Raw genomic sequence first — 12596 nt, forward strand, 5'->3', positions numbered from 1 at the left:
CGGCACTTGGTAGACAGTCTACCAAGTGCCATGCCCTGACATATAGCCGCCGCCCGGTCTCAGGCGGCCGACTCGTCCGCGTGCCGGTCGTCGTCGCGCGCGGCCGTCACGTTGCGGGTCATGTCGCCGGTCATGTCGCCGGTGACCTGGTCGGTCGTCCCGCCGGTCGTCTGGCCGGTCAGCTGGGCGAGTTCGGCGTCCAGATCGAGCGGGTTGGACAGCTCCTGCTGCAGCTCCGGGGCATCCGGGAACTGCGGGCGAGCCGCCAGAGCGCCGAACCTACGTGTGAAGATCATTTCTACCCTTCCTTGAATTCTGGCTTCTGTATACATTCAACCAGGTGTACTGACCGGTTATGCCCGCGTCTCACGTGATCCGGCTTACACCCGGGTCGAGTACGAATGCGCTCCGGCGCCGGCCAGTCGCCCGCCGTCGACGATCAGGTACTCGTCGCGGATCGGCGTACCGGCGAGCCATGACTCCAGGATCTCCCGGGTGCCGGCGGCGTACCGGGTCTGGGCGGACAGCGACGAGCCGGAGATGTGCGGCGTCATGCCGTGGTGCGGCATGGTCCGCCACGGGTGGTCGGCCGGCGCGGGCTGCGGGAACCAGACGTCACCGGCGTACCCGGCCAGCTGTCCGCTCTCCAAGGCGCGGACGATCGCGTCGCGGTCGGCGATCTTCGCTCTCGCGGTGTTGATCAAGTAGGTCCCGCGCTTCATCGTCGCGAGCAGCTTGTCGCCGAACAGCGCCTCGGTCTCCGGGTGCAGCGGCGCGTTGATCGTCACCACGTCGCACTGCGGCACCATGTCGGCCGCGCTCTGGTGGAAGGTCAGTCCGAGTTCCCGCTCGACCGATTCCGGGAGGCGGTGCCGGTCGGTGTAGTGCAGCTTCACGTCGAACGGCGCCAGCCGGCGCAGTACAGCGGTCCCGATCCGGCCGGCCGCGACCGTACCGACGTGCATGCCTTCGAGGTCGTACGAGCGGGCCACGCAGTCCGCGATGTTCCAGCCGCCATCCCATACGGTTTGGTATGCCGGGAGGTAGTTGCGGACGAGTCCGAGGATCATCATCACCACGTGCTCGGCGACGCTGATGCTGTTCGAATAGGTGACCTCGGCAACGGTCATGCCGTGCTCGATCGCCGCGTCCAGGTCGACGTGGTCCGAGCCGATGCCGGCGGTGATGGCGAGCTTCAGGTTCGGCGCCTTCGCGATCCGCTCGGCGGTCAGGTACGCCGGCCAGAACGGCTGCGAGATCACCACATCGGCATCGGTCAGCTCACGATCGAGGACCGACTCTTTGTCGGAGGTGACAACCAGCGTGTGTCCCTGATCCTCGAGGAATCGCCGCAGCCCGAGCTCGCCGGACACGCTGCCGAGCAGGGCGCCCGGCGTGAAGTCGATCGCCTTCGGCGACGGCGCGGTCTGACCGCCGGGGTAGCCGGCGATGGCCGGGATGTCGTCCCGCGCGTACGACGTCGGGTAGCCCGCCACCGGGTCGTCGTAGAGGACGCAGACTATCTTCGCCATGATGGGAATCTCCTTGTTCTGAAGGGATTTCCACCATCGCGGTGTCACGGTCCGACGGTCAAAGACTTGCTCGCTATGTCGAGATAGCCGGAATCCATCAGATGCAGGTCGAGCAGATCATCGAGCGCTTTGTGTACTCCGGCCTGTCGCGCGACGTCGAGCAATGCCCGCGCCAGCACGGGCTCGGGACTGCGCGCCGCGATCACCAGGCCGACCCGCGGCCCGTGCGCCGGTCCCTTGAGCGGCACGACTCGCATCCCGTCCGGCACGCCGAACATGTGCAACCAGGCGTGCGAGATCACGGTCGACCAGTGACTACCGTGCAGATGACTGTACAGGCCGGACACGGTGTCGCTCTCGATGGCCGGGCTCGCCGTCACGCCGTCGTCGGTGAAGTAGCCGTTCATGATCCGGCGGTTGCGCATGTCGGGGGAGAGCAGGCAGAGCGGCAGTTCGGCGACCTCCGCCCAGGTGGCGACCGGCTGTTCGGCCAGCTTGCTGTGCGTCGGCGTCAGCAGTAGATAGCGCTCTTCGTACAGCGGGGTCTTCCGTACCTGGCCGAGCGTGTCGTCGTCGAGGTACGTCATCGCGACATCGAGATCGAACTCGGCCAGCTTCTGCGTGATGTCGCGTGACGACAGCGACTCCAGTGTCACGCGGGCGTTGGTATGCCGTTCGCAGAAAGGTGTCGTGAGCAACGAAACCACCGGCATGGCGGTCGGGATCGCGCCGAGCCGGAGGGTGCCGTTGAGCCCGCCGCGCATCACCGACAACTCGTGCCGGAGGGCGTCCTGCTCGGAGAGGATGCGCTGCGCCCAGAGCAGCACCCGCTCGCCCTCGGGGGTCAGGCCCTCGAACCGCCGGCCGCGCCGCACGATCGGTACGTCGAGCTCCTGCTCGAGCTTGCGGATCGCGGCCGACAGCGACGGCTGGGAGACGTAACAGGCTTCCGCCGCCCGGGCGAAATGCTTCTCGCGGGCGAGGGCGACGAGGTACTCCAGCTGGCGGAGCAGCATCAACGAACCCGGGACGGTGTGCAGTCGTCTGTATACATAATCCAACTGTAGTGAGGTGCGCCGTCGCCCGGAAGATCTCGGCGTGTTGTGATGTGGATCACAGGGTGTCTTTCCGGCACGGATCCGTTCGACGGATGGGCAGAGATCTCTCGGGCAAAGGAGCTGTGATGCAGAAGGTGGTTTCCAAGGACGGCACCGAACTCGCCTACGACACGTACGGCAGCGGGCCGGTCCTGGTACTCGTCGCGGGCGGGTTCACCGAGCGCTCGCGGTACGTCGACGACGCCAAGGCGCTGTCGTCCGCGTTCACCGTGGTGAACTACGACCGGCGCGGCCGCGGTGACTCCGGCGACACCCTGCCGTACGCCGTGGAGCGGGAGTGGGAGGACCTGGCCGCGATCCGCTCGGCGACTGGTGCGCAGTACGCGTGTGCCTACTCGTCTGGGTCGATGGTGCTGCTGCAGGCCGGACTGCCGTTCGAGAAGCAGGCGGTGCTGGAGCCGCCGTTCCGGGTCGGCGGGGCACCGGCGGTGCCGGTCCGGTACATCGAGCGTTTGCAGGAGTTCGTCGACGCCGGGAACCCCGGTGGTGCGGCTGAGCTGTTCATGGTCGAGGCGGTCGGGCAGCCGAAGGAGATGGTCGACCAGATCCGGCAGACGCCGATGTGGGCTGGCATGGAGGCGATCGCGCACACGCTCGTGTACGACGGGCTGCAGATGGGCGACAGCGCCGTACCGCGTGAGCTGTTGGCGTCGGTCGACGTACCGACGCTGGCGATGTACAGCAACGCCAGTCCGGACTGGTTGAAGGAGGCGGCGCGGCAGGCGGCCGATGCGCTCGCGCACGGGGCGCTGGAGGGACACGACGGGACGTTCCACACGCTGCCGCCGGAGACGATGGCGCGGGTGCTGACGGGCTACTTCCTGAGCGCGTGAACCGGTTGGACCCGATCCAGTAGGCGTTTGAGCCTTGGCGCGAGCGGCCGCTCGACGCCGTAGTGCAGTGCGGCCGCAACGCCGATCATACCGAGCATCGTGGCGGCGACCAGGAGGACGTGGTTCACCTGGTCGCCGAGGCGCTCGAAGATGATGAAGCCGATGTGCGCGTGGACGAGGTAGAGCGGGTAGGTGAGCGCGCCGAGGATGGCGAACCACGGCCGGCCGAGGCGGCGGGTCAGCTTCAGTGCGACGGCCAGCATGATCGCGAAGATCGCGATGATGATCGCGACGACGGCGGTCCGGTGGATCTCGGTGTGGTAGCGGATGCCGACCCGGTCCGCGAAGCCGATGCCGCGGTAGATCGCGTTGCCGAGTGCGATCGCGACGATGGCGAGGGTCTGCCGGGTGGCGCCGTACCGGTGGATCAGGCAGAGCGCCATCCCGGCGATGAAGTAGTGCGAGAACTGGGTGTTGAGCACCAGGTCGGTTGCGTGCGGCAACATTCCGGTCTGGAAGACGAGCGTGGCCGCGAGCCAGGCCCAGCAGAAGATCGTCACCCGGCGCGCGGTGATGCCGATCCAGGTCAGGACCAGGATCATCGCGTAGAACCTGATCTCGGCCCACAGCGTCCAGTAGACGACGTCGACGTTCTGGATGTTCGGCAGCGAGTTGAACATCGTCAGATTCGCCAGGTACTGGTTGAGCGTGACCGGGAACCGTCCTTGACTGAAAGCGACGGACACGAACGCCGTGAGGCTGACGGCGATCCAATATGCCGGATACAGCCGGACCGCCCGTGAGATGACGAACGACCGCGGGCTGCGGTCCCAGGCGCTGAGTAGGACGACGAATCCGCTGATCGTGAAGAACAGGTCGACGCCGAGATAGCCGTACCGCGCGATGAGGTCCACGTGCGGGAAGTGCATCGCGGACGTTCCATCGGCGTACGACGAGAACAGGTAGTGGTACGCCATCACCGCGAACGCGGCGACGATTCGCAACAGGTCAACCTCGTGAAGCCGTCCCCGCGAGCCGTCCACAGCCACCCTTCCGTCGCGTTTCCGGCACTACTACATCGCGGTCGGCCGTCGCGATCGTCAGCCCATGGCACGATCCGGTCGTGCGACCTACGGATGACTCGGGGCATCATCCGAAGCTGACGCGGTCCAAGTAGTAGCTCAGGAGGTCCTTGTCGCCGTTCACCTCGATCCTGCTATCGCGACGCTTGTACAGCTGCAGCAGCACCTCGGTGAGCGGTCCGCGTACGACAACCGCGGTCGGCTCGTCGCTGTGGCGCCAGCGGATCGCGTCCCCGGTCAGGTCGACCACCCAGGACTGCTCCGGAGCCGCGAACTTCAGCGTCCGGCCCGGAGCGAGCAGCTCGCGCATCCACGGGTGCACCTCGAAGTGGAACGGGAGGGCGCCGAGCTCCATCCACTCGTCGATCCCGTCCGCGGCGACGTCTGGTGCCAGCTCGTACTCGATGCCGAGCGCGAGGGCCGCGTCCGCGCGATGCATCGCGGTCTCGTGCGCCATCCGCCGAGCCGTGAACCGCGTGGTCGGGTTGTCGATCGGCATCTTGATCGGTACGTCGGGACCCGCGGTGCGCAGTGCGTCCGCCAGCTCACGCGCTCCGGCGACGATCCAGCCGGCGAGCTCGTGGACCGCGTCGTCGGTGCAGTCGGCAGGCTCGGAGTACCAGTGCGTCGGGTCGCGGAACTCGTCGTCCGGCGGTGCCTCGCCGGTCCGCGCGACGACGGTGGCCTCGCGGTGGGCTCCGCCGACGTGGCGAACCAGCTGGCCTACGTTCCACCCGGGGCACGACGGGACCGCCGTACCCAGGTCTTTGCCCGGTCTGCCGGTCAGGTGCCCGGCCAGCAGCTCGGTCTGCTGGACGATCAGATCGCAATGCCGCTCGTACTCCATGTGCGTCTCCTCAGCCTCAGTTGTCCTCTGGTCGGAGCCGCGGAGCACAGATTGACATCAATTCGGCAGACGCATCGGCATCAGGATGTAGGCGGAGTCCGGTGTGGGCGTGTCGCCCGGAGCGCTGAGGCCGGTCAGGTTGGCCGGCTTGGTCGTCTGGGTGAAGGCGAAGTGGGCGATCGGCGTACCGAGCGAGCCGAGGCCGTCCAGGAGGTAGCCGGCGTTGAAGCCGGTCACGACGGGCTCGCCGGTCAGCGTGACCTCGACGGACTCCGACGCCTGCGCCTCTTCACCGTTGCCGGCGTCGAGCGTCGCCAGCCCGTCCGCGAACGTGAGCCGCACCGGCGCGGACCGCTCAGCCACGAGCGCGACGCGTTTGACCGCTTCGACGAGGGCGGCGGTGTCCACGGTCACCGTGCTGGTGATCGCGTTCTCCACCGGGATCAGACTGCGGACCTTCGGGAACTCGCCGTCGATGAGGCGGCTGGTCGCATGCCTGCCGCCGCCCTCGAACCCGATCAACCCGTCCCCTGTGCGGGTCGAACCGAGCGCGAGTGTCAGCTCATGACCGGTCATCGCCTTCGCGACCTCGGCGAGCAGCTTCGCCGGGACCAGTGCGTTGGCCTCGACTCCGGCATCGACCGGCTCCCACGGGAATGAACGCAGTGCCAATCGGTATCGGTCGGTGGCAAGCAACGAGATCGTCGAGCCACGGATCTCGAGCCGGATCCCGGTGAACACCGGCAGCGTGTCATCGCGACCCGCCGCGCTCACCACCTGCGAGACGGCCCGCGCGAACACGTCCCCGTCGACCACTCCGCTGGCCTGGGGAATCTCCGGCAACGGCGGATACTCGTCGAGCGGCAGCGTGTGCAGCACGAACCTCGCTGCGCCGCTGCTCACCTGAACCCGAGCGGCCTCACCACTCAGATCCACCGAGTCCCGCGGCATACTCCGGCAGATGTCCGACAGCAGCCGCCCGGACACCAGTACCCGCCCTTCGTCGGCCACCTCCGCCGGCACACTCACACGCGCCGAACTCTCGTAGTCGAACCCGGACAACGTCACCTGCCCGTCGGCCGCCTCCACCACCATCCCCGCCAGAATCGGCACACTCGGCCGACTGGGCAACCCACGCGCCACCCACCCGACCGCCTCAGCCAGCACCTCACGCCCGACTCGCACCTTCATGCCGCACTCCTCCCCTTCTCGAAGTACGACCCAATCAGCTGGCACCGACAATTCTTCAACCGAAGCTGATCCGGGCGATCTGATCAGCCTGCCCACGACTCAGCACGAGCGCCGAGGCAGCTCCGGGTACGACGTACGCCGGATCTTCGATTGCTCGTGCGACCAGATCAGGCCACCGCTGGCAGTGCGTCGCCATGCTTCCCGACCGTACGACGCGGCCTCGGGCCCACTGGCCTGAGCGGGCCACGTCACCTGGTACGTCGAGGAGGATGAGGTGGAGGGGCAGTCCGGCTCGGCGCGCGCGCCAGCCGAGCAGGCGGCGTACCCAGGGCCTTGTCGCGCAGTCATGTACGACGAGGGGACCTCCGGCTGGGCGGATCGCTGCTAGCACGCGCACGTAGTACATGAGGTGCAGCAGCGGGCGCCACCATGCATACGGGAGCCGGCCGAGGAGCGGCATCCAGCGGGCGCGCAGGCGCTCCGAGTCGAACACTCGTACGCCGCCGTGGTCCGCGCCGACCGGGTAGAGCCGGCGGAGCAGAGTGGTCTTCCCGGCACCGGGAATCCCGGCGAGGATCACCAGGGCGTCCGCGGCGTACCGCAGGTCCCGCAACCCGTTCGTCGTATGAAGGACACCCACAACTCCCGAAGCCACCACACCGGCCCTTCTGTCACCCGTCAGTACAGATAAGACGAACCAGCCCACACCACCGCTCCGTGAGAAGACTGAGAAGTGCTTAGGAACTCGCTGAGGGAATGCCATCCTGTTCTCGGCGCAGAGGAGGCCGAGCGATGGAATTCCTGGTCACGATGACCACGCAGGTTCCGGACGGGGTCACGGAGGCGGAGGTCGACGAGGTACGCGGCCGGGAGGCGGCTCACTCACGCGAGCTCGCCGCAGCCGGCCAGCTGCTGCGGCTGTGGCGCCCGCCGCTCCAGCCAGGTGAGTGGCGCACCTTCGGTCTCTTCGAGGCGGACGACGCTGACCAACTGGAGCTGGTGCTGTCCGGGATGCCACTCCGCATCTGGCGCCACGACGACGTCATGCCGTTGACGCCCCATCCGAACAACCCCGTCTCGCCGACCCCGCTGAGCGCGGCGGCAACGGAGTACTTCGCTGTCTTCAAGCTGACCGTCCCGGACGATGCACCGCCGGCGCTCGTCGAGGAGAGAACAGCCGGCGAGGCCAGCAGGACCCGGGAACTCGCAGCCGACGGCAAGCTGATCCGACTCTGGAGACGAGCCGACGGCCCTGCCCTCGGCCTCTGGCAGGCAGATAGCCCCGATGAGCTGAAGGCGATCCTGGAGTCGCTACCCCTCGCCCCGTGGCTGGACACCCAGACGATCCCACTGACCCCGCACCCGAGCGACCCGGGCCGCCAAGCAGCCTGACCCACGACAGAAATTTGCGCGCCCGGCAGTGTTGTGGTTCAACACATACCGGACGGGTGTCTCACGACATACCGGACTGATGTCTCAAGACATCGGAGACAGGTTTGTTGATGTTCGGGGATGTCGAAGGCCCGGTTGGTGATCACCGCGATCACGGTGGAGAAGCGGTCGGTGGCGGAGGTGGTCGCGGAGTACGGCGTGGCCCGCTCGTGGGTGTATGAGCTGCTGGCGCGGTGGCGGGCCGAGGGGCAGGCGGCGTTCGAGCCGCGGTCGCGGCGGCCGAAGACCTCGCCGCGGGCGACTAAGGCCGCGACGGTGGAACTGGTGCTGGCGCTGCGCAAGCAGCTGGCCGAGCAGGGTCTGGACGCGGGCGCGGACACGGTCGGCTGGCACCTACTGCACCACCACCAGGTCAGGCTGTCGCGGGCGACGATCCACCGCATCCTCACCCGTGCCGGCGCCGTCGTACCGGAACCGGCCAAGCGGCCCAGGTCGTCGTACCTGCGGTTCGCCGCCGAGCAACCCAACGAGTGCTGGCAGTCCGACTTCACCCACTACCGGCTGCGCGGCGGCCGGGACGTCGAGATCATCAGCTGGCTCGACGACCACTCCCGCTACGCCCTCCACGTGACCGCGCACCGCCGGATCACCGGCCAGATCGTGCTCACTACGTTCCGCGAAACCATCGCCTTACAAGGGATCCCGGCCTCGACACTCACCGACAACGGCATGGTTTACACGACCCGGCTGTCGGGCGGGAAAGGCGGCCGCAACGGCCTCGAGAGCGAGCTACGCCGCCTGAACATCACCCAGAAGAACTCCCGACCCAACCACCCCACTACCTGCGGGAAGGTGTGTGAAGACTTGGGTCGGTGCTGCATCGGGCCGGTCTGACCCCGGCCAAGGTATGACCATGGTGTCCTGCGTTCGATTTGTCGGCCGGTCCCGGTGCAGCGTCGTGGCGCGCACCGGCCGAACGGATCTGACCTGATAGGAGCTTGGACTAGAAGCCCCGTCACAGACCTGTCGCCCGTCCGGCCGGTTCGCCCCATCCGTCAGTTCAGCCCTAGCGGAGGAGCGGGTCCCAGCATGACAACGGCACTGGCGACTGTCACCGTGATCGGTGGAGTCGATACCCACAAGCACACCCACTACGCAGCTGTTGTCGACATCCACGGTCGGCTGTTGGGGCACCAGGAGTTCCCTGCCACCGACCCCGGCTATCAGCTGCTGCTGGGCTGGATGCGTGGCCATGGGGACGTGCAGGCGATCGGCGTCGAGAGCACCGGCTCGTTCGGGGCGACGTTGACCCGGGCACTCACGCGGGCCGGTGAGCGCGTGGTCGAGGTGAACCGGCCGAACCGGTTGGCTCGGCGCATGGACGGCAAGTCCGACCGGCTCGATGCAGAGCAGATCGCTCGCGCGGTCCTGGGACAGACTTCGACCGCGACGCCGAAGGCCAAGTCCGGCGCCGTGGAGGTGATCCGAACCTTGCGCGTCACCCGCGCCAGCGCGGTGAAGGCCCGAACCCAGGCGTTCAACACACTGTGGGGCGTCATGATCGGTGCGCCTTCGCCCCTGCGCGATGAGCTGGTGATGCTTACGAAGCGAACCTTGGTCAACCGGTGCCTGCGGCTGCGGCCCGAGACCGACGACCTCCTCACCCTCATAGCCACCCCTGAACGGCTGCTGATGGCCGCGGTGAAGACATCGCTGCGGGATCTGGCGCGTCGCTGGAAGGCACTCGACGAGGAGGTCAAGACACTCAACCGTCAGATCGAGGCGATGGTCCGGGCCACCGCGCCCGAGCTGCTCGAGTTGCACGGTGTCGGCGTCGAGATCGCCGGCCAGTTCCTGGTCACCGTCGGCGACAACACGGCCCGGATCCGCAGTGAGGCAGCCTTCGCGAAACTCTGCGGAGTGGCTCCCCAGCCCGCCAGCAGCGGCCGCACCACCGGCCGCCACCGACTCAGCCGCAGCGGAGACCGCGCAGCCAACAGTGCGCTCTACATCATCACCATCGTCCGCATCCGCCACCACCAACCCACCCGCGACTACGTCGAACGCCGCACCGCCGAAGGACTCACCAAACGCGAGATCATCCGCTGCCTCAAGCGCTACATCGCCCGAGAGATCTACAGCAAATTGCCCCAACCAACAACCGCCACACCGGCCACCACGAACACACCAGCCCCGGCCGCTTGACGAACATAGGAGCATCGAGCGGTTCCAGCAAACGATGAAGAAATGGCTGCGCGCCCAACCGATCCAGCCGGCCACCCTGGCCGAGCTCCAGATCCTGCTCGAGGCCTTCGTCGACCAGTACAACCACCGCCGCCCGCACCGCTCCCTGCCGCACCGAGCCACCCCAGCGACCGCCTACCACGCCCGCCCGAAAGCCGGCCCCACCACCGACCGCACCGGCGAGGTCCACCACCGGGTCCGCACCGACAAGGTCGACGACACCGGCGTGGTCACCCTGCGGGTCAACGGCCGGCTCCATCACCTCGGCATCGGGCGAACCCACGCCCGAACCCACGTCCTGATCCTCGCCCACGACCTACACATCCGCGTCGTCGACGCCGCCACCGGCGAACTCCTGCGCGAACTCGTCCTCGACCCCACCAAGGACTACCAACCCACCGGACGACCACCCGGACCCGTCCCCAAAAGAAACAGGTGAACCCACGTTTCGTGGGTTCACCTGTCCGGGATGTCTTGAGACATCACATTTGCGCGCCCGGCAGGATTCGAACCTGCGACCCACAGATTAGAAGTCTGTCGCTCTATCCAGCTGAGCTACGGGCGCGTGGCAGGGAAGAGTGTCTCAGATCGGCGGGTGATCTCGCCTCTGGGTTCCTGATCGGCGCGGTTCGCGCGGCGCGAAGTACAGGGTTGTCGTTCCATCCCGGTAACGCTGAGTGGGTGGTCCTGCCGGTTGATCGGCACCCCAACTAGGCTTCGGGGCATGAGTCACCCCTCACCAGGCCCGGCAGGCACGCCGCAACCCGCGGCGGGGTCGGCGTACTCGCCCGGCGGACCGTACCCGCAGCCGAACGTTCTCGGCAGCCATCCGGTTCCCGGCCAGCGCCGCAACCAGGGCGTGCTGATCGGCATCGTGATCGCGGTGGTCTTCGCGATCGCGGGCCTGGTGATCTTCGGAATCGTGGCCAAGTCGACCGGCGCCGGCGGCTTCACCTGGGGTCTGATCTTCGCGTTCGTGCCGGTGATCCCGGTCATCGCGCTCTACCTCTGGCTGGACCGGTACGAGCCGGAGCCGACGAGGTACATCGTCTTCGCGCTCTGCTGGGGCGCGTTCATCGCCACGCTGGCCGCTATCTTCATCAACACCGAGGTGTCGCACCGGCTGGCCGAGACCGGCGTCGGTGGCGACCGGTCCGCGGTCTTCGTCGCCCCGCCGGTGGAAGAGTTCGCCAAGGGGTCCGTCATCCTGCTGCTGGCGCTGGTACGCCGCAAGGAGTTCGACGGCATCATCGACGGCCTGGTGTACGCCGGGATGGTCGGTGTCGGCTTCGCCTTCACCGAGAACATCCTGTACTACGGCCGCGTCTTCAACACGCTCTCCGAGGAGTCCGGCAGCGACGCCGGTCTGCGTGGCGCGTTCGCCCTGTTCATCATCCGCGGCGTGATCTCGCCGTTCGCGCATCCGCTCTTCACGTCGTTCACCGCGATCGGGATCGGCGTCGCCATACGCCACCGAAGTACGGTGGTCCGTTTTCTGGCGCCCGTCGTCGGGTACCTGGCTGCGGTGCTGGCGCACGCGTCCTGGAACGCTTCGGCGAGCTGGGCCGGTGGCGGGGGCTTCATCGTCGCGTACCTGTGTCTGATGGTGCCGCTGTTCATCTGCCTGGTCGTCTTTGCGCTCGTGATGCGATCACGGGAGGGACAGATGATCGCGTCGCGGTTGTACGACTATGTGCGGTTCGGCTGGCTGGTTCCACAGGACGTACCGCTGATAGCGACGCTGCGAGGGCGCAAGGCGCTGCGGCAGAACGCGCGGCGGTACGGGCCCCAGGCGGAAACGGCCGCGAAGGCGTTCCAGCACGCCGCGACCGAGCTGGCGTACCTGCGGGACAAGATCGTGCGCCAGGTGATCGGGCCGGACGCATTACAAACGGAGAAGCAGCTGCTGGACGAGCTGCGGGAGCGGAGGCCGAGCGTGCCCTTCCCTCCGATGCCTGCGTTCGCACAGGCGGCTCCGCAGTACGCCGGGGGAGCGTTCCCGCCGGGTGCTCCGGGGATGCCGATGGGTCAGATGGGTCCGGGTATGCCGATGGGGCCGGGCGGTCAGATGGGACCGGGCGGTCCGATGGGCGGCCCGGGTGCCCCGATGGGTCCGGGCGGACCGGGTGGTGCCGGGCAGGCACCTGGTGGGCCGGGTCCCGGCGTACCGGGAGGTGGCGCCGGGGAAGGCGCATACCCGCCGCCTCAGGGTGGTTATCCGCCCGCTCAGCCGGGGTATCCCTCGGGGCAACCCGGTTACCCAGCCGGTCAGTCTGGTTACCCACCGGGACCCCCCGGTCAACAAGGACCGCCGGGAGGATACGGTCCGTATCCACCACCGCAGTGACTGCCACCCG

13 protein-coding genes and 1 tRNA gene are annotated in these 12596 nt (G+C 67.6%); 6 read left to right on the forward strand and 8 right to left on the reverse strand.

Annotated features, from left to right (window positions below; translation table 11 throughout):
* Positions 1-59: 59 nt before the first annotated feature.
* The 3 genes from ABT313_RS08345 to ABT313_RS08355 form a co-directional block, all read right to left on the reverse strand.
* A complete protein-coding gene (locus tag ABT313_RS08345) occupies positions 60-296 on the reverse strand; it encodes a hypothetical protein (RefSeq protein ID WP_350850095.1) in 237 nt (78 codons plus the stop codon).
* 84 nt (positions 297-380) lie between these two features.
* A complete protein-coding gene (locus ABT313_RS08350; protein ID WP_350850097.1) occupies positions 381-1532 on the reverse strand; it encodes an NAD-dependent formate dehydrogenase in 1152 nt (383 codons plus the stop codon).
* Between the two features lie 44 nt (positions 1533-1576).
* The gene (locus ABT313_RS08355; protein ID WP_350850099.1) at positions 1577-2548 is read right to left on the reverse strand and encodes a LysR family transcriptional regulator; all 972 of its coding nucleotides are present in this window, start codon (positions 2546-2548) and stop codon (positions 1577-1579) included.
* A gap of 167 nt (positions 2549-2715) precedes the next feature.
* Here ABT313_RS08355 and ABT313_RS08360 point away from each other — a divergent pair, with 167 nt between their 5' ends.
* Complete coding sequence (locus ABT313_RS08360; protein WP_350850101.1) at positions 2716-3483, forward strand: alpha/beta fold hydrolase; 768 nt, start codon at positions 2716-2718, stop codon at positions 3481-3483.
* On the opposite strand, the gene ABT313_RS08365 is transcribed toward ABT313_RS08360, so the two are convergent.
* The 4 genes from ABT313_RS08365 to ABT313_RS08380 form a co-directional block, all read right to left on the reverse strand.
* Positions 3465-4532 (reverse strand): acyltransferase family protein, encoded by a 1068-nt coding sequence (locus ABT313_RS08365; protein WP_350850103.1) that lies wholly within the window; start codon positions 4530-4532, stop codon positions 3465-3467. The genes ABT313_RS08360 and ABT313_RS08365 overlap by 19 nt on opposite strands.
* A gap of 100 nt (positions 4533-4632) precedes the next feature.
* Positions 4633-5412, reverse strand: coding sequence for a maleylpyruvate isomerase family mycothiol-dependent enzyme (locus tag ABT313_RS08370; RefSeq protein WP_350850104.1), 780 nt, complete (start codon positions 5410-5412; stop codon positions 4633-4635).
* Positions 5413-5469: 57 nt separating this feature from the next.
* Positions 5470-6603, reverse strand: a complete 1134-nt coding sequence (gene dnaN, locus ABT313_RS08375; RefSeq protein WP_350850106.1) for a DNA polymerase III subunit beta — start codon at positions 6601-6603, stop codon at positions 5470-5472.
* Positions 6604-6658: 55 nt separating this feature from the next.
* Positions 6659-7243, reverse strand: a complete 585-nt coding sequence (locus tag ABT313_RS08380; RefSeq protein WP_350850108.1) for an AAA family ATPase — start codon at positions 7241-7243, stop codon at positions 6659-6661.
* Between the two features lie 152 nt (positions 7244-7395).
* Between ABT313_RS08380 and ABT313_RS08385 the strand changes: the two genes are divergently transcribed.
* From ABT313_RS08385 to ABT313_RS08400, 4 genes are all read left to right on the forward strand, one after another.
* Positions 7396-7995 (forward strand): muconolactone Delta-isomerase family protein, encoded by a 600-nt coding sequence (locus ABT313_RS08385; RefSeq protein ID WP_350850109.1) that lies wholly within the window; start codon positions 7396-7398, stop codon positions 7993-7995.
* Between the two features lie 120 nt (positions 7996-8115).
* On the forward strand, positions 8116-8889 hold the full coding sequence (locus ABT313_RS08390) for a DDE-type integrase/transposase/recombinase (RefSeq protein WP_350850111.1): 774 nt from the start codon (positions 8116-8118) through the stop codon (positions 8887-8889).
* A gap of 195 nt (positions 8890-9084) precedes the next feature.
* The gene (locus ABT313_RS08395) at positions 9085-10200 is read left to right on the forward strand and encodes an IS110 family RNA-guided transposase (protein ID WP_350850113.1); all 1116 of its coding nucleotides are present in this window, start codon (positions 9085-9087) and stop codon (positions 10198-10200) included.
* A 13-nt stretch (positions 10201-10213) separates the two neighbouring features.
* Complete coding sequence (locus ABT313_RS08400; RefSeq protein ID WP_350852082.1) at positions 10214-10678, forward strand: integrase core domain-containing protein; 465 nt, start codon at positions 10214-10216, stop codon at positions 10676-10678.
* A 52-nt stretch (positions 10679-10730) separates the two neighbouring features.
* Here ABT313_RS08400 and ABT313_RS08405 read toward each other — a convergent pair.
* Positions 10731-10804, reverse strand: a tRNA-Arg gene (locus tag ABT313_RS08405).
* A 159-nt stretch (positions 10805-10963) separates the two neighbouring features.
* On the opposite strand from ABT313_RS08405, the gene ABT313_RS08410 reads away from it, so the two are divergent.
* The gene (locus ABT313_RS08410) at positions 10964-12586 is read left to right on the forward strand and encodes a PrsW family intramembrane metalloprotease (protein ID WP_350850115.1); all 1623 of its coding nucleotides are present in this window, start codon (positions 10964-10966) and stop codon (positions 12584-12586) included.
* Positions 12587-12596: the final 10 nt, after the last annotated feature.

It is taken from the genome of Kribbella sp. NPDC000426, assembly GCF_040300265.1.
GTDB lineage: Bacteria > Actinomycetota > Actinomycetes > Propionibacteriales > Kribbellaceae > Kribbella.